General features: G+C 59.9%; 20 protein-coding genes and 1 tRNA gene. 11 read left to right on the top strand and 10 right to left on the bottom strand.

Annotation, left to right across the window (positions count from 1 at the left end; all coding sequences use genetic code 11):
- Positions 1-53: 53 nt before the first annotated feature.
- The 4 genes from pgl to WA845_RS02370 form a co-directional block, all read right to left on the bottom strand.
- The gene (gene pgl / locus WA845_RS02385; RefSeq protein ID WP_006698174.1) at positions 54-752 is read right to left on the bottom strand and encodes a 6-phosphogluconolactonase; all 699 of its coding nucleotides are present in this window, start codon (positions 750-752) and stop codon (positions 54-56) included.
- 10 nt (positions 753-762) lie between these two features.
- A complete protein-coding gene (zwf, locus tag WA845_RS02380; protein WP_004440062.1) occupies positions 763-2238 on the bottom strand; it encodes a glucose-6-phosphate dehydrogenase in 1476 nt (491 codons plus the stop codon).
- Between the two features lie 136 nt (positions 2239-2374).
- Entirely contained in the window at positions 2375-3661 is a 1287-nt protein-coding gene (locus WA845_RS02375) for an FAD-dependent oxidoreductase (RefSeq protein WP_112555810.1), read from the bottom strand.
- A 12-nt stretch (positions 3662-3673) separates the two neighbouring features.
- Positions 3674-5113, bottom strand: coding sequence for a glutamine synthetase family protein (locus tag WA845_RS02370; RefSeq protein WP_022555640.1), 1440 nt, complete (start codon positions 5111-5113; stop codon positions 3674-3676).
- A gap of 123 nt (positions 5114-5236) precedes the next feature.
- Between WA845_RS02370 and WA845_RS02365 the strand changes: the two genes are divergently transcribed.
- A complete protein-coding gene (locus WA845_RS02365; RefSeq protein ID WP_045532721.1) occupies positions 5237-6421 on the top strand; it encodes an NAD(P)/FAD-dependent oxidoreductase in 1185 nt (394 codons plus the stop codon).
- A 312-nt stretch (positions 6422-6733) separates the two neighbouring features.
- On the opposite strand, the gene WA845_RS02360 is transcribed toward WA845_RS02365, so the two are convergent.
- Positions 6734-7081: a hypothetical protein gene (locus tag WA845_RS02360; RefSeq protein ID WP_004440069.1), complete on the bottom strand. Its 348-nt coding sequence runs from the start codon at positions 7079-7081 to the stop codon at positions 6734-6736.
- Positions 7082-7168: 87 nt separating this feature from the next.
- Between WA845_RS02360 and WA845_RS02355 the strand changes: the two genes are divergently transcribed.
- The gene (locus WA845_RS02355; RefSeq protein WP_045532720.1) at positions 7169-8041 is read left to right on the top strand and encodes a LysR family transcriptional regulator; all 873 of its coding nucleotides are present in this window, start codon (positions 7169-7171) and stop codon (positions 8039-8041) included.
- 142 nt (positions 8042-8183) lie between these two features.
- Positions 8184-8507, top strand: a complete 324-nt coding sequence (locus WA845_RS02350) for a hypothetical protein (protein WP_006698168.1) — start codon at positions 8184-8186, stop codon at positions 8505-8507.
- Positions 8508-8572: 65 nt separating this feature from the next.
- On the opposite strand, the gene WA845_RS02345 is transcribed toward WA845_RS02350, so the two are convergent.
- Both WA845_RS02345 and aceA read right to left on the bottom strand, forming a co-directional pair.
- Positions 8573-8830, bottom strand: coding sequence for an SMc00767 family acetate metabolism repressor (locus WA845_RS02345; protein ID WP_004432604.1), 258 nt, complete (start codon positions 8828-8830; stop codon positions 8573-8575).
- Between the two features lie 84 nt (positions 8831-8914).
- Positions 8915-10204, bottom strand: coding sequence for an isocitrate lyase (gene aceA / locus WA845_RS02340; protein ID WP_337322162.1), 1290 nt, complete (start codon positions 10202-10204; stop codon positions 8915-8917).
- Between the two features lie 254 nt (positions 10205-10458).
- Between aceA and WA845_RS02335 the strand changes: the two genes are divergently transcribed.
- The 5 genes from WA845_RS02335 to WA845_RS02315 all read left to right on the top strand — a co-directional run bounded on the left by WA845_RS02335 (position 10459) and on the right by WA845_RS02315 (position 16153).
- Positions 10459-11874 carry a helix-turn-helix domain-containing protein gene (locus WA845_RS02335; RefSeq protein ID WP_112555808.1) on the top strand — a complete coding sequence of 472 codons (1416 nt, stop codon included), beginning with the start codon at positions 10459-10461 and terminating at the stop codon, positions 11872-11874.
- A 152-nt stretch (positions 11875-12026) separates the two neighbouring features.
- Entirely contained in the window at positions 12027-13124 is a 1098-nt protein-coding gene (locus tag WA845_RS02330) for a polyamine ABC transporter substrate-binding protein (RefSeq protein WP_037090882.1), read from the top strand.
- Positions 13125-13258: 134 nt separating this feature from the next.
- Positions 13259-14416, top strand: a complete 1158-nt coding sequence (locus tag WA845_RS02325; protein WP_022555646.1) for an ABC transporter ATP-binding protein — start codon at positions 13259-13261, stop codon at positions 14414-14416.
- Between the two features lie 11 nt (positions 14417-14427).
- Positions 14428-15336, top strand: coding sequence for an ABC transporter permease subunit (locus tag WA845_RS02320; RefSeq protein ID WP_004440081.1), 909 nt, complete (start codon positions 14428-14430; stop codon positions 15334-15336).
- A 4-nt stretch (positions 15337-15340) separates the two neighbouring features.
- Positions 15341-16153 carry an ABC transporter permease gene (locus WA845_RS02315; RefSeq protein WP_004440083.1) on the top strand — a complete coding sequence of 271 codons (813 nt, stop codon included), beginning with the start codon at positions 15341-15343 and terminating at the stop codon, positions 16151-16153.
- A gap of 309 nt (positions 16154-16462) precedes the next feature.
- Here the strand turns inward: WA845_RS02315 and WA845_RS02310 are convergent, their stop codons facing one another.
- Together WA845_RS02310 and WA845_RS02305 are read right to left on the bottom strand one after the other, a co-directional pair.
- Entirely contained in the window at positions 16463-18127 is a 1665-nt protein-coding gene (locus WA845_RS02310; protein WP_162719249.1) for an ABC transporter permease subunit, read from the bottom strand.
- 79 nt (positions 18128-18206) lie between these two features.
- Positions 18207-21950, bottom strand: coding sequence for an ATP-binding protein (locus tag WA845_RS02305; protein ID WP_112555806.1), 3744 nt, complete (start codon positions 21948-21950; stop codon positions 18207-18209).
- A 314-nt stretch (positions 21951-22264) separates the two neighbouring features.
- Here WA845_RS02305 and WA845_RS02300 point away from each other — a divergent pair.
- The 3 genes from WA845_RS02300 (at position 22265) to WA845_RS02290 (ending at position 24920) form a co-directional block, all read left to right on the top strand.
- Positions 22265-22341, top strand: a tRNA-His gene (locus tag WA845_RS02300).
- 210 nt (positions 22342-22551) lie between these two features.
- The gene (locus WA845_RS02295; protein WP_162719248.1) at positions 22552-24183 is read left to right on the top strand and encodes a Ppx/GppA phosphatase family protein; all 1632 of its coding nucleotides are present in this window, start codon (positions 22552-22554) and stop codon (positions 24181-24183) included.
- Positions 24180-24920: an RlmE family RNA methyltransferase gene (locus WA845_RS02290; RefSeq protein WP_112555802.1), complete on the top strand. Its 741-nt coding sequence runs from the start codon at positions 24180-24182 to the stop codon at positions 24918-24920. Before WA845_RS02295 ends, WA845_RS02290 begins: the two co-directional genes overlap by 4 nt.
- Here WA845_RS02290 and WA845_RS02285 read toward each other — a convergent pair whose 3' ends face one another.
- The gene (locus tag WA845_RS02285) at positions 24921-26318 is read right to left on the bottom strand and encodes an MDR family MFS transporter (RefSeq protein WP_022555651.1); all 1398 of its coding nucleotides are present in this window, start codon (positions 26316-26318) and stop codon (positions 24921-24923) included.
- Between the last annotated feature and the right edge of the window lie 133 nt (positions 26319-26451).

The raw sequence follows: 26451 nt of genomic DNA, 5'->3' as shown, positions 1-26451 counted from the left end.
TTCATGTCTTCGGGGCGCTTGTCGCGGACCGCAGGAGCGGCCGTCGCGTCGGCTTATGGCGCCCAGTAAATATCCACTGGCGTTTCTGCCCGGTTCAGCACGGCACGGACGGGCATTTCTTCCTCATCCTCGCCCGACTGCGCCTTCTCCAGCGTCGCCTTCTTGGCGGCGCCTTCGATATGCAGCACCAGGAAACCGGCATCGTGCAGGCTGGAGAAGTTGAAGGTCAACCGCTCCTCGCCGGCATTCTCGGCCGCCATGGTCAAAACGCCGCGCGGCTCATCGAGATCAAGCGCTTCGTAGAGATTGTCTCCACCGGGAAAGAACGAGGCCGTGTGGCCATCCGTTCCCATACCGAGAATGACAACATCGAAGGGATCGCAGATCGCTTCGGTCTTGACGGTCGCAAGCGTTGCCGCATCCTCCGGCGAGGCCGCCGGCTGGAACAGCGGCACGAAATAAGCCGCCTTCGCCTTGTTTTGCAGAAGATTCTCGGCGACGAGACGATGATTGGAGCGATCGCTTTCCGGCGGCACGAAGCGCTCGTCCACCAGCGTCACGCTGATATTGGGCCAATCGAGATCGTGCTGGGAAAGCGCCTGAAAGAACAGCTTCGGTGTAGAGCCGCCAGAGACCGCGATGCTTGCGGTCCCCCGTTCCTTGGTTGCCGCGTCGAGCCGCTGGGCGACATCAGCCGCAAGCGTATTGGCAAGATCGGAGGCGCTATCGAAGGCGTGGATTGTTTCGCTCATCCGCGCGCCCTCAGTCGGCATCGTGCCAGGTACGACCGTCACGCTCGATCAGTGCGATCGAGCCGCTCGGCCCCCAGGTTCCTGCCGTGTAACCCTGCACGCCCTGACCAAGCTCTTCCCAGCTCTTGAGAATTGGGTCGATCCAGTCCCATGCGGCCTCGACCTCGTCGCGGCGCATGAACAGCGTCTGGTTGGACCGGATGGTATCCATCAGCAGGCGCTCATAGGCGTCGGGGCTGCGCACGTTGAAGGCTTCGGCAAAGCTCATGTCCAGCGACACCTGGCGCAGGCGCATGCCGCCCGGGCCTGGGTCCTTGATGAGGAGCGACTGCTTGACGCCTTCATCCGGCTGCAGGCGAATGACCAGCTTGTTGGCCTCGATCTTGCCTGCCGCGTCGTCGAAGATCGAATGCGGGATCTGCTTGAAGGTGACGACGATTTCCGAAACGCGGGTCGCGAGGCGTTTACCGGTGCGGATGTAGAAGGGAACGCCCGCCCAGCGCCAGTTTGCAATTTCAGCCTTGATGGCGACGAAGGTTTCGGTGTTGGAAACGCCGCCTTCGAGCTCTTCCAGATAGCCCTTGACCGGGCCACCTGCGGAAGCGCCGGCGCGGTACTGGCCCCGAACCGTCAGCTTTTCGACGTTGCTGGTGTCGATCGGCTTCAGCGAACGCAGAACCTTCAACTTTTCGTCGCGCACGGCTTCGGCGTTCATGGAAGCCGGCGGCTCCATGGCGACGAGGCAGAGCAGCTGGAGAATATGGTTCTGCACCATGTCGCGCAACGCGCCGGCCTTGTCGTAATAACCGGCGCGACCTTCGAGACCGACTGCCTCGGCAACCGTGATTTGCACGTGGTCGATATGCGCGGAATTCCACAGCGGCTCGTAAAGCGCGTTGGCGAAACGCAGCGCCATCAGGTTCTGCACCGTCTCCTTGCCGAGATAGTGGTCGATGCGGAAGATCTGCTCTTCCTTGAAGACATGGCCGATGGTGTCGTTGAGTTCCTGCGCCGAGGCGAGGTCGCGGCCGATCGGCTTTTCAACGACGATGCGGGTCGAGCGGGTGATGAGCTTGTGTTCGCGGATCTTGTCGGCGATATCGCCGAAAATTCCGGGCGCGACAGCGAGATAGAAAGCGCGCACGCGCTCTTTACCTTCGTCCAGCAGCTTCTTCAGCACGTCCCAGCCATTGTTGCCCTTGGCGTCAACGGGCACGTAGAAAAGCCTGTTCAGGAACACGGCAACCTGCGCGTCGTCATACTCGCCGGCCTTCAGATGCTCCTTCAGGGCGTCCTGTGCGAATTTGCGATATTCCTCATGGGTCATGACCGAACGCGACGCACCGATGATGCGGGTCGGCTCCGTGAACTGCCCTTCGATCTGCCGGTGATAAAGGGCCGGCAGAAGCTTGCGCTCGGCAAGATCGCCCGTGCCGCCGAAAACGACACAATCAAAAGGTTCAACAGGAATGATCTGACTGCTCATATCGATTCTCTCGATCTTCAAGGGTTGGGGCATCAATAATCTAATCGATTTAAAAATGCCAGACTCAGTTATGTGAAATTATGAATTTTGCTTTTGCCGGCGTGCTTGCCGCCGGTAATGGACTGTAAACATTGGACTAAAACCTGTCTCGCAATGCAAACCACGAAAGCGCCAGGAAAAGCAGCGGCGCGCGCAGTGACGTTCCGCCCGGAAAGGCCGGCACTTTCAGCCGCGCGAATGGCGCCAGCATGTCCTTTTTGCCGAGCACCAGATCGGCATAAAGCTTGCCGCAATAATTCGACAGCATCACGCCGTGGCCTGAATATCCGCCGATGGAGGTGACACCTGGCATGACCTCACGCACGAAGACCTTGCGCGGTAGAGTGATGCCGACGGAGCCGCCCCAGGAATGGGTGATGTCGATATCCTTCAGCTCGGGATAGATTTCCGCGATCTGCCGGCGTATGTGGCTGGAAATATCCCGCGGCGTATCTGCCGTGTAAGCTTCGCGGCCGCCGAACAACAGCCGGTTATCGGCCGTCTTGCGGAAGTAACGCACCACAAACCGTGAATCCGCCACGGCCTCCCGGTCTGGAATGATGCCGGGGAAGGCGTCCAGCGGTGCGGTTGCGCCGATGAAGGAGCGGATCGGCATGATATGGGCTGCCGTTATCGGTTCCAGATTGCCGATATAGGCATTGGTCGCAATCAACACCCGTGGCGCAGTGATGGTGCCGAAAGGGGTTTCGATGATGGTCTTGCCGCCCACTTGCCGGATGGATTTCGCAGGCGTCATCTCGTAAATCTGAGCACCCGCATCTTTCGCGGCTTTCGCAAGCCCGACCAGCAGCTTAAGCGGGTGTATATGGCCGGTGCCGGTGTCGCGGGTGCCGCCGAAATAATGAGTGGAGCCGACGCGTTTGCGCGCTTCGCCACGCTCCATGTAGGAAATATGCGGATAGCCGTAGCGGTTGTTCATCGCATCGACGCTGCGGCGATAGTCGTCCTCGTAACCTGCCTTGTGCGCCACATAGAGTTGGCCCGGCAGATAATCCATGTCGATGCCGCGGCTGCTTGCGAAATCGCGCACATAATTTTTGGCGTTCTCGGCGATGTCGAAGAGCAGCTTCGATTGCTCGAAGCCAATCTCTTCCTCAAGTTCATCGGGGAAAGAGCGCTGGCCGGTGCCGAACTGGCCGCCATTTCGGCCGGAAGCGCCATCGCCAAAACGATGCGCTTCGATGAGGGCGACCGAGACGCCGTTTTCAGCGAGATTACAGGCGGCCTGAAGACCGGTGTAACCACCGCCGATGATCGCGACATCCACCTGCTTCGACCCATCGAGCGCGGGATAGTCCGGCCGCTCACGGACGGTTGCCTGATACCAGGATAGTCCCGGCGCAATCGGGCTTTGCCATGTCATGCTCGGGATTCCTCACACGTTGAGAAGCAGGAACTCGCGCTCCCAGGGGCTGATGACCTGCATGAAGGTCTCGAATTCCCCCCGCTTCAGACCGGCATAAAGGCCGACAAATTCGTGACCGAAGATCCGGTCGAACTGTGCTTCGCCCTCCAGCAAGGCGACCGCTTCAAGCAGGCCACGCGGCAGGTCGATAGAGCCCTCATTGGCCGTATCGGCGGTGGGTTCGGTCGGCTCGATGCTGTTGACGATACCGAGCCAGCCGCAGCCGAGCGAGGCCGCGAGCGCCAGATAGGGGTTGGCGTCCGAGCTCGGCAGGCGGTTTTCGACGCGCCGCGCCTGCGGGCCGGAAATCGGCACGCGGAAGGCCGTCGTGCGGTTGTCGTAACCCCAGGCATTGTTCACCGGGCAGGCCATGTCAGGTGTCAGGCGGCGATAGGAATTCACATAGGGCGCCAGCATGACCAGCGCATTCGGAACGTAACGCTGCATGCCGCCGACAAAGGAGAAGAATTCTTTCGAGGGGCTGCCATCCTCATTGGAAAAGATGTTGCGGCCGCTATCGATTTCTACCACCGACTGGTGGATGTGCATGGCTGAACCCGGCTGGCCCTGCATCGGCTTGGCCATGAAGGTGGCGTAGATGCCGTGCTTCAGCGCGGCTTCGCGAATGGTGCGCTTGAAAAGGAACACCTGGTCGGCAAGCTCGATCGGATCGCCATGGCGCAGGTTGATTTCCAGCTGTGCCGGCCCTTCCTCATGGATGAGCGTATCGATCTCCAGACCCTGCTTTTCGGAGAAGTGATAGATATCGTCGATCAGTTCGTCGAACTCGTTGATGCCGGCGATGGAATAGCTTTGACCTCCAACGATGGAGCGTCCCGACCGACCCTTTGGCGGATGCAGCGGATAGTCCGGATCGTCATTCATGGCGACGAGGTAGAATTCGATCTCCGGTGCGACAACCGGCTTCCAGCCCTTTTCGGTATAGAGCGAAAGCACGTTCTTCAAAACGTTGCGCGGCGTGTAGGGCACGAAATTGCCTTCCGCATCCACCACGTCACAGATCACCTGCGCGGTCGGGTCGGTTTCCCAGGGCACGACGGAGAGGGTGGAAAGATCCGGCACCAGCTTCAGATCGCTGTCGCGCGGCTCGTAGCGGAAATTGGCGGTCTCATCGGGATATTCGCCCGATATTGTGTGGCGATAGAGCGCCGAGGGTAGAGCAAGCGAGGTATCGCCCGTGAATTTCGCCGTCGGCATCATTTTGCCGCGCGGTACGCCGGCAAGGTCGGGCGTGATGCATTCTATGTCTTCTATCCCACGCGCCCTCAGCCATTGCGCGGCTTCGCGCCAGGAGGAAACGCCACGGGTGGAGGAAAGGTCGAGGGGAGGGGTCTTCTTTGCCATGGTTGCCTGTTTTTTCGGGCGGAGCATGGTTTTCTTGGCGGGCATGTATCACCGGGTCTGTGTTTCGACTGTCGCCATCATAACCGTAGTTTGGCAATTGGCGAGGGGGAAAGCGCCATTGACAAGCGGCGGCACTTGGAAAAGAGGAAAGGAAACGAAACGGATGGAATGATGGCAGACAAATGTGACGTGCTGATTTTGGGGGCGGGCGCCGCCGGCATGATGTGCGCCATCCGCGCCGGCCAGCGCGGCCGCTCCGTCGTCGTTCTCGACCATGCGAAAGCGCCGGGCGAAAAGATCCGCATCTCCGGCGGCGGTCGCTGTAACTTTACCAATATCCACGCCGGGCCGAGGAATTATCTCTCTGCCAACCCGCATTTCGCCAAATCCGCGCTTGCCCGATATACGCCGCGCGATTTCATCGCCCTTGTCGAAAAACACCGTATCTCCTGGCACGAAAAGACGCTCGGCCAGCTTTTCTGTGATGACAGCGCCAAGGATATCATCCGCATGCTGCTGGCTGAAATGCAGGCGGTGAATGCGAAGCTTCGGCTCGAAACGTCAGTCTCCGCCGTGACCCATGACGGCGGCCGTTTTCGGGTGTCGACCTCGGGCGGCGTCATCGAGGCGGAGAGCCTCGTCGTCGCGACAGGCGGCAAGTCTATCCCGAAGATGGGCGCGACCAGTTTTGCCTACCAGATCGCCGAACAGTTCGGCCTCAAGCTCATTGAAACCCGCCCCGGCCTCGTTCCGCTGACGCTTGATCCCGGTCTTCTGGAGAAGCTGAGCCCGCTTGCCGGTGTCGCTGTTCCGGCTGAGGTTTCCCATGGCAAAACCTCGTTTGAGGAAGCGCTATTGTTCACCCATCGCGGTTTGAGCGGTCCTTCCATATTGCAAATCTCCTCATACTGGCGCGAGGGCAATCCCATCCGCCTGAAGCTTGAGCCGCATCGCGATTTGGCCGCGGTGTTGAAGCAGGCCAAACAGAAAAACGGCCGTCAGTCCGCCCAGACCGCCCTGTCGGAGATCCTTCCGAAGCGGCTCGCCCAGCATGTCGTCGAACAATCCGGCCTCACCGGCCATCTCGCCGATATGTCCGACAAGGCTCTGGCGAAGCTGGCGGCAGAGGTGCAGGACTGGCAGATCAAGCCCGCCGGTTCGGAAGGTTATCGCACCGCGGAGGTCACGCTCGGCGGCGTGGACACCACCGGCCTCGATTCCCGCAGCATGGCGGCGAAATCCGTGCCCGGCCTCTATTTCATCGGCGAATGTGTCGATGTGACCGGCTGGCTCGGCGGTTATAATTTCCAGTGGGCCTGGGCGTCCGGGCAGGCGGCCGGCGAATTCGCGTGATCGTCTCTGGCCGTGGAAAAGATCGGACCTCTCTCCTTCGTCAAGCGGGACTTGATCCGGCGTCCAGCCATGGCGCTTCTGGGCCGTAAAGAGTCTTCTCGATCAAGGACTTGATCGCGCCCGACCCCGGAACTAGTCCGGGGTGACGGAGCTGATAAGACCTGTTCGCCAACCCAGTTTCAGTTGGTAAAGTTGTGACCCTTCCTCGCTTTTTTAATAATCTGTTAACGGGGGAGGAGTCATCCTGACCGAATGCCAGCAAGGCCGGATCGCTCAATGATCCCGCTGCACATGATGTCACGCTGGAAGCCCTTAACAGGGCATGGGTCGGTTGAGTTTTTCGTCTGGAGCCCGCGCATGAACAGATCTGCACATCGCCGCCCTCGCGCCATTGCCATCGCCCGCACTGACAACGAGAGCCGGCAGTTGGCCTTTCGGCTGAGCCTCATCGCAGCCGGTGCTTTCGCAGCCCTTATCGCCCTCTTCCATTGATCGACGGCTTCTCGCCTTCACAAAGTTGATAAGCGCGCTGAAAAACCGTGACATCCGTGATGCCTCGGCCATATCCCTGTAAAACTTTTCTTCCTGCAGAATGGCTTCACGCCGTGTGCGCGGTCGCTGATTTTCAATAATGGCCCGTGCGGCAAAAATCGCGTGCATGTTCGCTCTCCTTCTTACTGCGGAGGGCCATGATGCACGCCGTTTTTTGATTTATCTGCGCAAGAAAATGCGCTACGTTTTTCAATTATGAAAAACGTCACCTGGGATTCCTACCAGCTTTTCCTCGACGTGTCACGCAGCGGTGGCCTGACGGGTGCCGCCGCGCTGACGGGCTTAAGCCCCGCGACCATAGGGCGGCGCATGGTCGAGCTGGAGGAGCGGATCGGCAAGGCGCTGTTCCAGCGCAGCCAGACGGGATACGCCCTCACAGTGGACGGCCGTGCGTTGTTCGACAGACTTCAGGCTATGGAGAATGCGGCCAGGGATATCGAGGGGTGGCAGAAGGCGTCATCGGCCTCGTCCATCGTGCGGATTGCCGTGGGCACCTGGAATGCCTGGCTCTTGACCAGCAACTTCTCCGCCATCTGCACGGATCGCGATGATTTCCGCATCGACCTTTTTATTGCCGAGCAGAGGGCGTCTCTGGCGCATCGCGAAAACGATATCGGTATCCGCGCTTTCGAGCCGCAGGAGCGCAATCTTGCTGCCATCAAGACGGGGGAGGTTGCCTACGCTCCCTACAGGCTGCGCAATGCCGCCGCCACTGTCGCTGACCGCTGGCTGTCGGTAGCCGAGGAAAACGCCATTTCAACCTATCTTCGCTGGCCGCATGAAAACCGGAGCAACGAGATCGTCGTAACGGTGAACCGGCCAACGGCGCTTCTCGATCTTGTCCTGTCAGGGGCGGGGATCGCGGTGCTTCCCTGTTTCGTGGGCGATGCGGATGCGCGCCTCGTCCGGGAGGGCGGCGAAATCGAACCGCTGCGCCACAATCAATGGATCGTCATGAATAATGACGATCGCCACCGACCCGATATCAGGACAGTGGCGGATCGGATGACCCGTCTGATCAAGAGCCATTCCGATCTCTACGCCGGACGCAAGAGCCGCCCGGCATAGATGAAATTACGTTCAGTTGTATAAATAAATTTTAATAATTTATAGTTGCGCGCGCATCAAAATATCCATAGGTTGCCTTTTGTAAGTTTAACCCTTTCAGGTTGAGGCCGCCATGATAGTTTCAGCATCATACGTAAATGCGATGTCCGCAGCAGGAACGCCGGAAGAAGCAGCAAAGCTCTTTTATGCAGCAGTCAGTAAGGGGCTCGCGGCAGTTGTTGCCGATGCTCTTTCGCAATCCGTCACGGCAATTGCGCCGGCAGCCTCAGGCACCAAGATCGCAGGCTGGGAAAAGCTCGTGGGAGGCGTGGCGATGCATCTGGCGTGGGAATCGCCGGCCGTTCTGAACCCGATTCCCCTGACGCAACTTGCCTGCTTCGCTCCCTATGCGCCCCAACTCCAGGGTAACGTGGAGGCGATGGGCGTCAATGTAAGCATCGGCGTTTCCGTGTCGGCGAGCTTCTGAGGCGGCCACTTCTGACGTTTGCACTGAAGGCCGGAACATCGATTATGATGTTCCGGTCTTTCGTTTCACGCGGCGTCACGCCCCTGCGCAACGATGACGGGGATAAGCAGATCACCCCAGTTGCCGCCGCCGCCATGGTGGCGGGCCGAGCGGACCAGCTCGACGGAAACGCCGGCCTCGACGGCTTTCATGACGGCCTGGTTGAGGCGGTGCAGGTCATTGGCCAGCATGCGGATGGCAGCCTGCTGATCCTGCGTCATGGCGGAGGATTGCTCCTCGGCGCGTTCCTTGACGTGCGTCTTGATGGGATTGTGGGCGTTCATGGCATTTCTCCTCTCGTTATTGTCAGGGGTTTTTGATCTGCTTTGCAAGCCCTTCCCGCGATGGGGAAGGGCGGTTTTCTTGATTTATTCGGCCGCCGGGCGGAACTGGTCGTGCTCGGTGGATTCCTTCATGGCTGTGGTGGACGACGCGCCGCCAGAGATCGCCAGAGACACGGCGTCGAAATAGCCGGTACCGACTTCGCGCTGATGCTTGGTGGCGGTGTAACCATTGGCCTCTGCTGCGAATTCCGCCTCCTGAAGCTCGGAATAAGCCGCCATCTGCCGGTCCCTGTAGCCGCGCGCCAGTTCGAACATCCCGTAGTTGAGCTGGTGGAAGCCAGCGAGCGTGATGAACTGGAACTTGTAGCCCATCGCGCCTAGCTCGCGCTGGAACTTCACAATCGTCGCGTCGTCGAGGTTCTTTTTCCAGTTGAACGACGGCGAGCAATTGTAGGCGAGCTTCTTGCCCGGATGCACCTTGTGCACGCCTTCAGCAAACCTGCGCGCCTGTTCCAGATCCGGCTTTGATGTTTCGCACCAGATCAGGTCGCAATAGGGCGCATAAGCCACCGCGCGGGCAATGCAGGGCTCCAGACCGTTCTTGACCTGATAAAAGCCCTCAACGGTGCGCCCGGCATCGTAATCCACGAAGGGACGGTCGCGCTCGTCGATGTCAGAGGTCAGAAGCTTGGCGGCCTCCGCGTCCGTGCGGGCGATGACCAGCGTTGGTACACCCATAACGTCGGCCGCAAGCCGTGCTGCCGTCAGGTTGCGGATGTGCGCCGCCGTCGGGATCAGAACCTTGCCGCCGAGATGGCCGCACTTCTTTTCCGATGCCAGCTGATCCTCATAGTGAACACCTGCTGCACCTGCCTCGATGAAGGCCTTCATGATCTCGAAGGCGTTGAGCGGCCCGCCGAAACCGGCCTCCGCATCGGCAACGATCGGCGCGAACCAGGTGTCGACAGAAAGGCCCTTGCCCTCCGCGGTCTCGATCTGGTCGGCGCGTTGCAGGGTGCGGTTTATGCGCTTGGCCAGCTCCGGCGCTGCATTGGCGGGATAGAGCGACTGGTCCGGATACATGGCCGAGGCCGTGTTCGCATCCGCTGCAACCTGCCATCCCGAGAGATAAATCGCCTTCAGCCCGGCGCGAACCATCTGCATGGCCTGGTTGCCCGAGAGCGCACCCAGCGCATTGACGAAATTCTCCTCGTTGATCAGCTTCCACAGCCGGTTCGCACCCATTTCGGCCAGCGAATGGCGGATTTCGACAGAGCCGCGCAGCCGCTCTACGTCGGCGGCGGTATAGGTGCGCTCGATGCCGTCGAAACGTCCCTGCGGTGCGCCCGGAACAAGTTTGTAAAAATCCGTCATACTTCTCTCTCCCATGATAAATTCGGTTTTCGTAGCGGGCCGTCTTGAATATCTATGGCGCCGTTTGATGTGACTACATTTACATTTTTCGAGATTTGATCGCCAGAACAAACATAAAAACAGTGACTTGAAAGAGGTCATCCTGTAGTGTGCATGACAGAGTGACGCTGTAAAAATGTAAATTTTGTAAAAGGGTATGATCCGTCGATTTTGTAATAGACTTGTATGAGTTGACGGGGTGGAGGGGAGACGCTGTGTCGGAAAACAAGATTTTTGCGGGCCCGCGCGTGCGCCGCATTCGCAACGGTCTCGCGCTGACGCAGACGGCCATGGCCGAGGCGCTGGCGATTTCGCCGTCCTATCTCAATCTCATCGAGCGCAACCAGCGGCCGCTGACGGTGCAGCTGCTTTTGAAGCTCGCCTCTGTGTACAAGGTCGATCTGGATGACCTGCAGGGCGAAAGCGCCGGTTCCGCCGGGCAGCTGCGCGAGGTCTTCGCCGATCCGCTGCTGGTCGGCGAAGTGCCGTCGCCGCAGGAACTGATCGAGGTCGCCGATGCCGCGCCCAATGCGGCAAGTGGTGTTCTCAAGCTATACCGGGCTTACCGGGAACAGGCGCAGCGCCTCTCCGATCTCTCCGATCTTCTGGCGCGGGAGGGTCATGAAACGATGCTTTCCTCCACCCGCCTGCCGATCGACGAGGTGCGACACGTCTTTGAAAACCGCCCGGCCTACTTCCATTCCATCGATGCGGCTGCGGAAGACCTCCACAAACATTTGTCGACGGGCGATGATCTCGCCTCCGGCGTTCGCGCATGGCTCCAGAAAAACCACGGCATCGTGGTCCGCACCCTGCCGGTTCACGCTATGCCGAACCTCCGGCGACGTTACGACCGGCATTCCATGCGGCTCTTTTTATCCGAGCGCCTGTCGCAGCCGGATCAGCTGAGGGAAATGGCGATGGAGACCTGCCTTCTGGCGCTGCGCGAAGAAATCGGTACGGAGCTTGAAGGGCTTGGCCTGAAAGGGGAAGAGGCGAGACGCATTGCCCGCTTCGAACTGGCGCGTTACGCCGCTCATGCGTTGATGATGCCCTATGGCGCATTCCTCGGCGCCGCCCAGCGGGCGAAGTACGATCTCGAAGTCTTGCGGTCGCGCTTCAACGTATCGTTCGAACAGGCGGCCAATCGCATCGTCAGCCTGCAGCGGCCGTCAGCCGCGGCGATCCCGTTTTTCCTGATGGAAATCGACAATGCCGGTAACCGTTTTCGCCTTGCGGGGGCCGGCGGTTTTCCAAGGGCGCGTTTTGGCGGCCTCTGTCCGCGTCTCAATATTCATGCGGCTTTCGCCCAGCCGGGACAAGTGCTCGTGGAAGCGGTCGAGATGCCCGACGGGGATGCTTTCCTCACGGTGTCGCGCACGCTGGAAGGTCCGCAGGCTGGTTTCGGCGAGAGGGTGCGGCGAACGGCGGTGCTTCTGGGCTGCGATTTCGCTCAGGCGGCAGAGACCGTCTATGGCCCGGCCGCTTCGGGCGCTGCGCCCGTCGCCGTCGGTCCTTCGTGCCGGCTGTGCGAAAGACAGGGCTGTCTTTCGCGGGCGGAAGCGCCGCTCACGCGGCCGCTGGGGCTGGATGAAATGGTCACCGGCCTCAGTGTTTTCGACTTCCAGTAGGTGTTTTCATTCGCTTTTTTGCGACCGGAACACATTTGGTTGAAAATGCTGTGCTGCACATTTCCCCCTTGCTCCCTTCTGTTTTCCTTTCTAGTCTCTCCGAAAAAAGGGGATCACGCTCCCGTCGTGAGGATGCGTTAACAGGAGACATCATGAAAAACCGTTCTCTCCGCCTGACCTTGGCTCTCACCACCGCGCTCGTTGCAGCAGGCTCGGCAATGGCCCAGGAAAAGGTCGTCCACGTCTATAACTGGTCGGATTATATCGACGAATCGATCCTCGCCGATTTCACCAAGGAAACCGGCATCAAGGTCGTCTATGACGTTTTCGACAGCAATGAACTTGTGGAAACCAAGCTGCTGGCCGGCAGCTCCGGATATGATGTCGTCGTGCCCACCGGCCCCTTTCTCGCCCGCCAGATCAATGCCGGCGTGTTCCAGAAACTTGACAAGTCCAAGTTGCCGAATCTGAAAAACATGTGGCCCGAGGTTTCCGAGCGTCTGGCGAAATACGACCCCGGCAACGAATATGCCGTGAACTACATGTGGGGCACCACCGGCATCGGTTATAACGTCGCCAAGGTGAAGGCTGCGCTGGGCGATGTTCCGGTCGATAGCTGGGATATTCTGTTCAAGCCGGAAAATGCTGAAAAGCTGAAATCCTGCGGCATCAATATTCTCGATGCCTCGGACGAGACCTTCGCCATTGCCATGAATTATCTCGGAAAGAACCCGGACAGCAAAGAAACCGCCGATCTCGAGGCGGGCGGCGATGTCTACATGAAGATCCGCCCCTATGTGAAGACCTTCAACTCCTCCGCCTATATCGATGAACTGGCGAATGGCGACAGCTGCATCACCATCGGCTGGTCGGGCGACATCCTCCAGGCGAAGAGCCGCGCCGAGGAAGCCAAAAATGGCGTCGAGGTGAATTACGTCATCCCGAAGGAAGGCACCTACATGTGGTTCGACAACCTTGCCATCCCGGCGGATGCCAAGAATGTCGAAGAAGCGCACGCCTTCATCAACTATCTGATGCGGCCGGAAGTCATTGCCAAGGCGTCGAACTACGTTCAGTACGCCAATGGCAACCTTGCTTCGCAGGCGCTGATGGATGAGTCTGTTGCCAAGAACCCGGCAGTCTATCCCGATGCCGAGACGATGAAGAAGCTCTTCACGATCTCGCCTTACGGACCGAAGGAACAGCGCGTGCTGAACCGCGTCTGGACGCAGATAAAGACCGGCAGCTGACACCTCCGCCCGCTGGTTGAGGAACGGCCGGCGGGCCTGTTCCTCTGATACTTTGCCGGCAGGTCCGTTACCTGCCGGTATTGCCCGCCCCGAAGCATCGATCGACAGACCAACGGGATTTGAGGGTAGGGTGAATGGCGAAAACTCTAGGGCCGGTCAAACGCAAATTTAGCCCGTGGGACAATCCCGATGCGGTGCCCTTCATCCGCTTTGAAAACGTCACCAAACGTTTTGGCGATTTCGTCGCCGTCAACAATCTGACGCTCGATATTTACGAGCGTGAGTTCTTCTCGCTGCTCGGCCCCTCCGGTTGCGGCAAGACCACGCTGATGCGCATGTTGGCTGGTTTCGAGGAGCCGACCGAGGGCCGCATCCTGCTGCAGGGCAAGGATATTTCCGGCGTTCCGCCCTATAAGCGGCCCACCAACATGATGTTCCAGTCCTATGCGCTTTTCCCGCATATGTCGGTGGAAAAGAACGTCGCTTTCGGTCTGGAGCAGGATGGCCTGCCCAAGGCGGACATCGTCGCCCGGGTCGAGGAAATGCTGCGCCTCGTCAAGCTCACGGAATTCGCCAAACGCAAGCCGAGCCAGCTTTCCGGCGGGCAGCGGCAGCGCGTGGCGCTTGCCCGATCGCTTGCCAAGCGGCCGAAGGTGCTTCTCCTCGATGAGCCGCTCGGCGCGCTCGACAAGAAGCTGCGTGAGGAAACGCAATTCGAACTGATGGATATCCAGACCAATCTCGGTCTCACCTTCCTCATCGTCACCCACGATCAGGAAGAGGCGATGACGGTGTCGGACCGCATCGCCGTCATGGACAAGGGCATTGTCGTGCAGGTGGCGACGCCCGCCGAGATATATGAAGCGCCGAACAGCCGCTACGTGGCCGATTTTATCGGTGACATCAATATTTTCGACGCCAATGTCGTCGCCAATGCTTCCGATATCGGCAGGCCCGGCCTCGTGACACTGGATTGCGACGGGCTGAAGGTGGCGGTTGAGCAGGAATGCGCCGCTGCCGCCGGTAGCCAGGTGGCTTTCGCCATCCGGCCGGAGAAGGTGCGCATCTCGCTCGATCAGCCTGCCGATAGCAGCATCAACTCCGCCTATGGCGAGGTATGGGATATCGGCTATCTGGGCGACTTCTCGGTCTTCATCGTCAAGCTTGCCGATGGCCGCGTCATCCGCGCCGCACAGGCAAATGTCTCGCGTCTCGTGGATCGCCCGATTACCTTCGGCGATATGGTGTGGCTGAACTGGAAGCCGGACTCCGGCCTCGTCCTGACGCGCTGAGGGAGGCTTCGATGGCGATCACCACTCCCGAAAACCGGCAAAGCCCCTGGCGCTGGCTGGTCGTCGCGGTTCCCTATTTCTGGCTGCTGCTGTTTTTTGCGGCCCCCTTTTTCATCATCTTCAAAATCTCGCTGTCGGATACGGCGATCTCCATGCCGCCCTATACCCCTGTCTTCGAAGGCTTCTCGAGGCTCGGTGATTTCTTTTCGCAGCTGGATTTTGAAAATTACCTCTTCCTGACGGAAGACCCGCTCTACATCGACGCCTATCTGTCGTCGTTGCGCATCGCCTTCATTTCCACCTTCCTGCTTTTGCTGATCGGTTATCCCATGGCGCTGGCCATGGCCCGCGCGCCGTCTTCCGTGCGGCCGACGCTGGTTATGCTGGTGATCCTGCCGTTCTGGACTTCGTTCCTGATCCGCGTTTACGCCTGGATCGGGATTCTGAAGCCGGAAGGCCTGCTGACGGTGCTGTTCCAGTGGCTCGGATTGCTCGGGCCGGACCAGCAGGTAAACATCTTCCGCACCGAAACCGCGATCTTCATCGGTATCGTTTATTCCTACTTGCCCTTCATGGTACTGCCGCTTTACTCCGCGCTGGAAAAGCTGGATAATACGCTGCTGGAAGCGGCCGCCGATCTGGGGTGCCCGCCTTGGAAAGCCTTCTGGAAGATTACGTTCCCGCTCTCCCTGCCGGGTGTCGTGGCCGGCTCGATGATCTGCTTCATCCCGATAACAGGTGAATTCGTCATCCCCGATCTCCTCGGCGGCGCACAGACGCTGATGATCGGCAAGACGCTCTGGACGGAATTCTTCGGCAACCGCGACTGGCCGCTGGCATCAGCCGTTGCCGTGCTGCTTCTGCTGTTGCTGGTCGTGCCCATCGCCATCTTCCAGAACCAGCAAAAGAAGGTGGGGTGAGGCCATGAAGCGCGGAAAATTTGACATCACCGTCCTCACACTCGGTTTTGCCTTTCTTTATATCCCGATCATCATCCTGATCGTTTATTCCTTCAATGCTTCCAAGCTTGTCACCGTCTGGGGCGGCTTCTCGCTGCAATGGTACAGGTCCATGTGGTCGAATGAAGGGTTGATGGATGCCGCCTGGGTGACGTTGCGCGTGGGTATCCTCAGCGCCACCATCGGCACCATCCTCGGGACACTCGCGGCGCTGTCGTTGACGCGCTTTGCGCGTTTTCCGGGCCGGGTGCTGTTTTCCGGCATGATCTATGCCCCGCTCGTCATGCCGGAGGTGATTACCGGCCTGTCGCTGCTGCTGCTCTTCGTGGCCGTCGGCGTGGATCGCGGTTTCTGGACGGTGGTCATTGCGCACACCACCTTTACCATGTGTTATGTGGCGATTGTGGTGCAGTCGCGTCTTTTGACTTTTGATCGAAGTCTCGAGGAAGCCGCGCTTGATCTTGGCTGCCCACCGGTCAAGACCTTCTTCCGTATCACCCTGCCGCTGATCTTTCCCGCCGTTATTGCCGGCTGGATGCTGGCCTTTACCCTGTCGCTCGATGATCTCGTCATTGCCAGCTTCGCCACCGGACCGGGTGCGACGACGCTGCCGATCAAGATCTATTCGCAGGTTCGCCTCGGCGTGACCCCGGAAATCAATGCCATCTGCACCATCCTGATCGGGCTTGTGACCGTCGGCGTCATCGTCGCCTCAATCGCCTCGAAGCGCACGGAGTTGCAGCGGATGCGCGATGAACACGCCGCGGCGCGAAACTGACCGGAGAGAACTCTACGATTTTTTCGCGTTACTGTTGAAACGCCAATAAAATCAGAAACCTGTAATTTAGTTTCGGGGCTTTACGGTTCCAGAATAGGAATTTTCGTCGGTGATTGATCGATTTTGGTTTTAACTGCTTGTTAATGGGAGTTGGCGGAAAGTAAACCCAACGCAGGGTCGTCATATGACTGATGGCCGGGATTGATAATTTCCATCTGGCGAGATTGTCCCCCTTTCTCTCGTTGAAAAGCACACCTTATCCAGGCGGCCGCAAGGCCGCCTTTCTTTTTTGTCTCATTGGCGGGACGCTCATCGGTTTTCAGGATGATCCATCGACCTGGAAACGAGAAGGACGGGGACAAGCCCGGCGATGATGATGATGATCGCCGGTACGGCGGCATCCTGCACCTTGGAGCGTGAGGCATTCTCGTAAACAAGCGTGGCAAGCGTATTGAAGCCGAAGGGTCTCAGCAGGATGGTTGCCGGCAACTCCTTCATGGATTCGATCAGGACCAAAAGGAAAGCGGTCAACGCCGCGGGCCGCATATTGGGCAACAGCACCCTGAACAGCGTCTGCGCCCGGTTCCGCCCAAGCGTTCGTGAAGCCATGTCAATATGCGGCGAAAGCTTCTGGAAACCGGCGTCCAGCGTGCCTTCCGCCATGGTCATGAAACGCACGGCGTGCGCATAGATGATGGCAAAGGCGGTGCCGGAGAGCAGCAGGCCGGTGGAAAAGCCGAAATGTGTACGGAAGAACCCGTCCACCCCGTTGTCGAGAGCCGCGAGTGGAATGAGCACGCCGATGGCGAGCACCGTTCCCGGCACCCCATATCCCATGGAGCCGAAGCGGGCGGCAAACTTCGATGTTCGTGACCGCCCCGTGCGGATGGCGTATGAAAAGACGAAAGCCGCAACCAGCGTGACCAGGGCCGCGGCAAAGGAAACTTCGAGGCTGTGCCCGAGTGCCTTGAGAAGTTTCGGCGCAAGCAGCGCATCGAACCGTTTGGCCGCGTAACCACCCAGCACGATGACGGGAATGAGAAAGCCACTCGTCACGGGCAGGAAGCAGAAAACAGTTGCCGCGCCGCGCCGCCAGCCGGTCAGCGACTTCAGCCGATGGCGCTGCGTCATGTTTGTCGCCTTGGGTGCGCCGAAGCGCTGTTTTTCCCGGGCGTTGCGTTCGATTACGATGAGCGCGCCGACGATGATGAGGATGACGGCGGCGATCTGCGTTGCATTGGCGAGATTGCCGCGGTTGAGCCAGGTCTCGTAAATGGTGAAGGTCAGCGTTTGTACGCCGAGATATTCGACCGCGCCGATATCGTTGAGGGTCTCCATCAAGACCAGAGAAAGCCCGATGGCAATCGCCGGTCGCGCCATCGGCAATTGTACGGAGAAGAACACGTCGAGAGGCTTTGCGCCGAGCGTGCGTGCGGCTTCGGCTGCAAAACGCCCCTGCATGGAAAAGGCGGCACGGGCCGAGAGATAGACATAGGGATAGAGCACCGAGCTCAGGACGATGACCGCACCGCCGAGGGAACGGATATCAGGAAACCAGTAGTCGCGTATGCTGTGATAGCTGAAAGCAGCACGCAATAAGCTCTGCACGGGCCCGGTAAAGTCGAGAAACTCACCGAACGCATAAGCGGCGAGATAAGATGGAATGGCGAGCGGCAGGACGAGCGCCGCCGACAGCAGCCGCCGCAGCGGAAACTCGAACGTGGTGACAAGCCAGGCGCAGACAATGCCGAAGAAAGCGGTCGTCGCTGCCGTTGCTCCGAGCAGTATGAACGTACGAAATCCGGCTCGCGGCAGGACGTTGACGAGAAGATGTCGCCACCCCTCCGTGCTGCCGGTCAGCGCCAGCCAGAAGATCGCCAGAACTGGCATGGCGGCGATGGCCGAAACAATGATGGCCGCAATCGGCAATAGAGAAACGCGTTTTGTCGCGGGAAGGGGAACCGTCATGGGCATGCGAGCCTGCTGTCCTGCATAGGCCTTGACCGGCTGGTTCTCCAGCCGGCGGCTTTCGCATTGCTACGCCCGCATGACCTCAGTTGGCAAGGACCCGCTGTGACGGAAAGGTGATTTCCACCAGCGTGCCTTCGTTGGGTGTCGAGGTGATGGAGAAATTCGCCCGGTTGGCGTCCACCATGGCCTTGGTCAACGGCAGGCCGAGCCCGGTGCCGTCACCGCGTACACGTTTGCCGGAAGAAGCCACCTGCCGGAACGGCTTCATCGCCTGTTCCAGTTCCGCCCGCGTCATGCCGATACCGGTGTCGCGGATGCGAAGCGACACGCTGCCATTGGCCTCATAGGCGGTGGATACAACGATCTGCCCGCCTGACGGGGTGAAGCGAATGGCGTTCGACAGGATGTTGAGCACGATCTGCTTGATCGATCGCAGGTCGGCGACGATCTGCGGCACGGATTGCGCAAGCGCCGTGCGGATGATGACGCGCTGGTTGTTTGCCTGCGGCTGCACCAGCGAGACCGCTTCGGCCACCGTTTCGTTGAGCGGGACGGCGATGAAGTCGACATCCATCTGCCCCGCCTCGATCTTGGATATATCGAGGAGATCATTGACGATATCGAGCACATGCCGGCCGGAACGGCCGATATCATTGGCGTATTCAACATAACGCGGATGGCCGATCGGCCCGAAACGTTCGGTCGCCATCATGTCCGCAAAGCCGATGATGGCGTTGAGCGGCGTGCGGATTTCGTGGCTCACGCGCGCCAGGAAGTCGGTCTTGTGCGCATTGGCGGTTTCCGCCGCGCGCTTGGCGTTGCGCAGTTCTTCTTCGGTGCGCTTCCACTGGGTGATGTCGCGGATCACGGCGCAATAGCCATGCGAGGATTTGAGCCGCCCGATGGTCATGAATAGCGGCAGGAAACCGCCGGATGCTTCGCGGCCGATCACTTCGCGGCCATCGTTCAGCACGCTCGCAACACCGTTATTGGCGAGGCCGGAGAGATAGTCCAGCACGGCGCGCTGGCTCTCATGGGCAAAGAGCGTGACAAAAGGCTTGCCGGCAATTTCGCCATTGTCATAGTTGAACAGCGCGCTGGCCGAGCGGTTGAGGGAGCGGATTTCGCCTTCGTCGCCCAAAAGCACCACGCCGTCGGTGGCCGTTTCAAGAATGGAGTGCAGTTCCTCGACTTCGCCCTGAAGCAGGGAGATGCTGCCGGCTTGCGCGCTCTGCGCCGCGGTGTTTTCGTTGGCGGCGGCAACCGGCGCTGCCTTTTCTTCCAGCGGAACGAGAGAAAGCATCAGCGCCTTCGTCTCTTCCCAGCGGATGGATTGCAGCCGCGCTTTGACAGGAATGATATCGTTTTCGGCGCTGACAACCACCATGCCGCCTTCATTGTCAGGCATGTCTTCGAGCTCCTGCCTCTGCAGCAGGGCTTCCAGCCCACCCACTTCTTCGAGTTCGGCGAGAGAGTCATAGCCCGTCAGCCGCAGGAAATCCGGATTGGCGTGGATCAGCCTGTCGCCGGCATGCACGAGAAGGGCAACGGGCATCTGGTCCAGCGTCTCGGCCGTCAGCGCGTCGGCGGGGCGAGGTACAGGACTGACCATTGCTGCTGCGACTTCGGCAACCGGCCGCTCTTCGGCGATGGCCTGCTGCTGCATTTCGTCCGAACCGCTTTCCGCTACGGGTTCGCTGACGGCCCCAGGCTGTTCACCCCGAACATAGTCGGCAAAAAGATCGTCGTCCTGCGCTGGCGCCGTGGCCTTGAGGTCAGTCTCGGAAGGTGCGCTGTCAGGCGCATCCGCATCCACGTCCTGTTGGATATCATGCATGTCCAAATCGATGGAAACGGTTTCCGCATCCGTTTCCCGGCCGTCTTCGAAAGCAGTATCCGCTGGCGCCAGGGCACGGCCGATCTCGCGGAAGGCGGCCTGCTCACCGGCGGTCAGGCCTTCGCGGGAGCGCGAACGGCGCTCTTCCAGACGAACGATCTTGTCGGAGGAAGACGGTTCCGGTGCAGTTGCCGGGGCTTCGAATTCGGGCGGGGTATAATCATGATGCTGTTCGTCGGTCGAAACGTCGTCCGCTGCATCGTCTGCCGCTCCGACCTCCGCGGCCGGGATTTCATCGTCAGTAGCCGATCCGGGAGTGTCCTCCGCATCGTCATCCTCATCGATGAAGGCCAGCAATTCATGGCTCGTGCTGTCGACGGTTGGCTCCGGAGAAGCCTCCGCCGGATCAGACTCTTCGCCCTTCAAGAAGGTAAGGCCGATGGCGTGCGGGTCCTCTGTGGCGTCGGCCAGGCGCACGATGCCGAAACCGCGAAAACCGTCAAATTCCCGTGAGCGGGTATAGGTAGGCAGGGCGGCGAGATCGATCGGCACCATCAGCGATGTGCCTTCCACCGGCCAATGGATTGTCTTGCCCGACCACGTGTCGCGGCGGCCTAGAAGCTCACGGATCTTGCCGTCGGGATCGAGATTGAACAGGGCCGCAACGTCGGCAAAGCCCATGCCTTCCACCGCAGCCGCCCTGGCACCCACGGCCTCGGCAAATTCATGAGAGATGGAGCTGAACCGTCCTTCAGCGTCGATTTTCCAGACGAAACGGGATGCGCGGGCGCCGGCGTTGAAGGCAAAAGGCTGGGCCTGTTCGACTGCTGCGGTCTCGATTGCAGCATCCTCGTCCGCCGGTGGCGCAACCGGGGATGCCGCGTTTTCGGTTATCTCGTCCTTTGCGACGAAACTCTCCGCATCGAGAGCCTCTTCGGCGGGTTCGTCGTCCGTCTTCTTGGTGAAGGGCGCCTCCGCCTCATCCTCATCCAGTTCAAAAAGATCGGCAATGTCGTCAGTCATCGCCACGTCCGCAGCCGCATCGGCGTCCTGCGTGAAAAGCGCTGCGGGGGCCTCCGGCTTCTCTTCCGCAAAGGGCATAAGCCTGTCTTCATCCTGTCCGGATACCGCTTCTTCCTCCGCGTCGGACGGCTGCTCCTGCGGGTCTTCCACCTCTTCGATGTCTGCAACAGCATCGAGAACGGCGTCGAAAGAGGCAGCCGTTGCGACAACAGGCGCCGTCTCTGCAACCGGCGACGCAGGTTCGGCGACCGGGACGTCCTGCGGCTTGTCCTCGGCAAAACCATCGGGGTCGAGTGTGCCCAGTGCGGTTTCGACGACGAAGATCAGGTTGAGTTCGGGCGTGGTGGTGATTTGGCCGGCGGCTGCGGGCAGATAACCCTTTCCGGTGGGTACCGGGCGTTTGACGAGATGCCCCGATTGGCGCGCCGCCATTCCGACCAGTGTTCTGGCCGTATGCGGGGTGATGCCGAGTGTAGAGAAGCCGGGCGAGGCGGCAACGATCCGGTTGTCGCCATCGGTGACTGCCATATGGATATCGGGGTCGTCGAAACCTTCGATCATGCGCCGGGCGCATTCCACCATGTCGGGCTCGGCCTGATCGGCGCGGGCAGAAAAGAGTATCGCGGTTTGGCCGGGCTCGGCCTCAATGATCTCCGCGCGCGCAGTCGCGGCAATGCTGCGGAAACCGGAGGTGATGCGGATCGTGAAGGGCAGGCTGTCGCCGGTCTTTGAAAGCCGCGCCGCCGTGGCCGCCAGTTGGCGGAATGTCACATCCTGCCGCTTCGGCCCCTGTTCCAGAAAGTCATAAACCATCGGCGTGCCAAACAGGGCAGCGCCGCGTCCATTGGCCCATAGAACATGTCCAAGATCGAGCGAGAACAAAGCCATCGCTTCACCGCGCCCGAAACCTTCACGCACCCGTTCATGCACTGCGATATCGATAAAGGGATACTGGACGGCGGGCATGTCGAAACCTATTCTGGCACTACCGGACCTTGCGGGCTCCCGGCTTCCTCATGAAACCGAAACGTAAACCCGCCGAGGCATCACGTTAACAGAATTTTAAATAACTTCACAGGGTCGCCGGGTCCACCGCCCGGCTTATGAATCGCCAAATAGAGTTAACATCAACAGCCTCAATGCCGGCTTTCCGGTGTCAGCCCGCGCTGGAAAAGCGCTTGCCTTTCGCTGCCTTTTTTCGCAAAATTCGGATAGGGACTTGCAAATGGGAAAAACACCTTTTATGTGACCCCCCGTGGCGCCGCTTTGGCGTTTGATGTGCGGTTGTAGCTCAGTTGGTTAGAGCGCAGGTTTGTGGCACCTGAGGTCGGTGGTTCGACCCCACTCAACCGTACCATTCCCCTCTCCCAGTAAGTTTATATGTCACAAGGACTTACCGGGAGAGGGGAAAGTCTCTTCCACCGCTGGTCAGATATCCCGTTTTCCCGGAAAATAATCTTTGCGGTCACACGGCGCGCGGTCGTGTCAGTGGCCCTGCGGTTTCAGTCCGGCAAAAACCATTTGGCTAAAATCTCTTGCGCTGGTATTGTCTGCCCAACGAAACCTTATGAAAGCCTGCAGCATAGCGTCTACGCTTGTGCGCGGCGAAATGGACAATACAGTGATCGACCCCGGAAACGGCCCAAAGCCGTCGGAACAAGGGGCGTCGGTGGCAAACAAAGGGAAAGCGAAGCGTTCCCGTCGTGGCAAGAAACACAAGCGTGACGGTAAGCCCCGTGACGCCTCTGTGTTGTTGCATGATGTTGCCGCGGATGTTCCGGCCGGTTCCTCCTATGTATCGGCGCTCGAGCCGGATGCTGAGCCGCGCAAGAGAAAACGTCGCAGGCGTTCTCGAGGCAAGGGTGCGTCTCAGCCTGCATCTGCGGCTTCCCCTGTACAGGTGCAGGCTTCAGCTGCAATTGACCCGGCCAATCCATCCTCCGTACCACCCGGTGGCGGGCGAAAGTCGCGTAACCGCAAACGCGGGCATCGCGATCCGCGCGGACGTGATCCGCAGGGCCGCCCGCTTGTCCCCAGCCATGCACCGAAACACGTTGGCAAGCAGAACGGTCGCGCCGGCGGCTCCGTTCAGGACCAGCATCGGCAGCAATCGGAAACATCAGCCCGTCACCCAGGGCGGCAGCACGAGCATGGCCCGGACGCGCCGGCGGATATGTATGCCGCGCTTGATCTCGGCACCAACAATTGCCGCCTGCTGATTGCGCAGCCGACGCGGCCCGGCCAGTTCCGGGTGGTCGATGCGTTTTCGCGCATCGTGCGGCTGGGTGAAGGGCTGGTATCGAGCGGCCGGCTTTCCGATGATGCGATGGACCGCGCGGTTGAAGCACTCAAGGTCTGCGCCGCAAAACTCTCCGGCCGCCCGATCCGGCGCATGCGGCTCATCGCCACCGAGGCTTGCCGCGCTGCGTCGAATGGCGAGGAGTTTCTGGCGCGTGTTACGCGGGAAACGGGGCTTAAACTCGAAATCATCAGCCGCGAGACGGAAGCCCGCCTTGCGGTTTCGGGCTGCGCCTCCCTCGTCGGCCGTGAAGCGCGTTCCGTCGTGCTGTTCGATATCGGCGGCGGATCGTCGGAGATCGCCGTCATCAAGGTCGGGGAGAATCGCTCGAACCGGCTTGCCAACCACATCACCCACTGGACCTCGCTGCCCGTCGGCGTTGTCACGCTTTCCGAACGCCATGGCGGCCGTGATGTGACGCCCGACGTTTTTGCTGCGATGGTGCGGGAAGTCGAAGGTCTGCTCGACGCCTTCCATTGCCCGCCGCTCGCGCCGCAAACGCATCACGAGGATTTTCACCTCATCGGCACATCAGGCACGGTGACGACACTTGCGGGCGTTCATCTCGATCTGCCGCGATATGATCGCCGCAAGGTGGATGGTCTCTGGCTTTCCGATGCCGAGGTGACGGCGATGCAGGACAAGTTGCTGGCATGGGATTTCGCCGGCCGCGCCGCCAATGCCTGCATCGGGCCTGACCGGGCCGATCTGGTTCTCGCCGGCTGCGCGATTCTCGAGGCCATTCGCCGCCGCTGGCCGGCGCGCCGAATGCGCGTGGCGGATCGCGGTCTGCGCGAAGGCCTGCTGACGGATATGATGGCGGATGACGGCGCATGGCGGCGCAACCGCATAAGGCGCATGCAGATGGTACGGCAGGACAGGACGGAAGGTTTGACATGAGCAAGGCGCCAACAAGCACCAATCGCACCGGCCGCAAGATCGGCCAGAAGGTCAAGAAGACCAAGCTCAAGGCCTCGTCGCGCCGCTGGCTCGAACGTCATATCAATGACCCCTATGTGCAGCGCGCCAAGCTGGAAGGCTATCGCGCCCGCGCCGCCTTCAAGCTGTTGGAAATCAACGACAAGCACCAGATCTTGAAAGGGGCAACCCGCATCATCGACCTTGGCGCCGCCCCCGGAAGCTGGTCGCAGATCGCCGCCAAGGTGACGGATTCGACCGAGGACGATATCCGCGTTGCAGCGATCGATTTCCTCGAGATCGATCCCATTCCCGGCGTGAAAATTCTGCAGCTCGACTTCCTCGACCCGAGCGCGCCGGAAAAGCTGATGGAGGCCGTTGGTGGCACGCCCGATCTTGTTTTGTCGGACATGGCAGCACCCACCACCGGGCACCAGAAAACCGACCACATCCGCACCATGCATCTGTGCGAAGTCGCGGCCGATTTTGCCGTTCAGGTGCTTGCGGAAGGTGGCCATTTCCTTGCCAAGACCTTCCAGGGCGGCACGGAAAAGCAGCTGCTGGATATGCTGAAGAAGAACTTCAAGCAGGTTCTCCACATCAAGCCGGCGTCGTCACGCTCGGAATCGGTGGAAATGTTCCTGCTTGCCAAACACTTCAAGGGCCGCAAGACCGAGGCGGCGGGTGCATCTGAAGCCGAAGAGGCCTCGAAAGACTGATTACTCCGCCGGTTGCGAGACCTTGCCGCGGTGGCCGGAAACGGCCGCACCCGCCTGTGCGTCCATGCGGATGATCGGCACGATGGCGAAGAGCGATACGAGCGCGACGATGGTGAAGGCGATGTGGAAATCGGCGAGCTGCAGATGCGTGCCCGACATCATGCTGCTGACTTCCAGAATGGAAGCGGCGAATGCAACGCCGAGCGCCAGGCTGATTTGTTGCAGCACGGAGGCCATGGACGTTGCCTGGCTCGCCTGACTGTCCTCGATATCGGAATAGCTGAGCGCGTTCGATCCGGTAAAGAAGAAGGACCGGGCAAATCCGGCCGTCACAAGAAAGATCATGATCAACGGGTATGGCGTTTCCGGCGTGAAGAAACTGTTGGCGAGCGTCGTGAACGCGCCGACGATGCCCGCGCCGATCAGCGTCGAGCGAAATCCGGTTGCCGCAAACACCCGCTTGGCCATGAACTTGGTGGTGATCGCCCCGATGGCGCCGGCGAAAGTTATCATGCCCGACTGGAACGGGTTCAATCCGAAACCGATCTGCAGCATCAGCGGCATCAGGAAGGGAATGGCGCCCGTGGAGATGCGGAAGATGGTGCCGCCGACGGAGGCGGCCCGGAAGGTCGCATTCTGGAAAATTCGAAAGTCCAGAATGGGGGCGGGGTGGCGCGCAGCGTGGCGCATATAAAGAAAACCGCAGATGAAACCGATGATGGTCGACGCGATGCCGATGGCTGGCGGGAGCGCAGGCAGGCTGACGACGGAGAGGCCGAACACCACGCCGGAGGCGGCGATGCCGGACAGCACGAAACCCTTTCCGTCCATTGGCGGCGGGTTGGTGGTTTCGATTTCCGGCAGGAAGATCGTCGAAAGCCAGATGCCGATGATGCCGATCGGCACATTGATCAGGAAGATCCAGTGCCATGAAAAATAGGTGGTGATGAAACCGCCGATGGGTGGACCGGTCAGCGGCCCCACGAGCCCCGGTATTGTCAGCAGCGCCATGGCGGAGACGAGTTCGCTGCGCTTCGTCGTGCGCAAGAGCACGAGGCGGCCCACGGGTGTCATCATCGCTCCGCCCATACCCTGCAGGAAACGCGAGAGTACGAATTCGAACACCGAAGACGAGACCGCGCAGCAGATCGACCCCACGACGAAGACGCCAATGGCGAAACGGAAGATTTTCTTCGCGCCGTATTTGTCGGCCATCCAGCCGCTGATCGGAATGAAAATCGCCAGAGCCACCATGTAGGCCGTTAAAGCCAGCTTGAGCGTAATCGGGCCGACATGAAGGTCTGCGGCAATTGCCGGAAGCGAGGTGGCGATGACGGTGGAGTCCATCTGCTCCATAAAGAGAGCGACTGCCAGGATGAGGGGAATGATGCGGTTCATGAGGCTGCCTGCGGCTTTCCGCTGCGACAAGGGATATCGCCGTCCGTCCTACGCCTGATAGGCGGGCTTGCCAACACGTTAATTACCAATTTCTGATGTTCCGATCAAACCTGCGTGAGGCCGGTTTCCTTGC

The organism is Agrobacterium sp. CMT1, from assembly GCF_037203725.1.
GTDB classification, from domain to species: domain Bacteria; phylum Pseudomonadota; class Alphaproteobacteria; order Rhizobiales; family Rhizobiaceae; genus Agrobacterium; species Agrobacterium pusense.
This window is presented reverse-complemented; position numbering and strand designations above follow the sequence as displayed.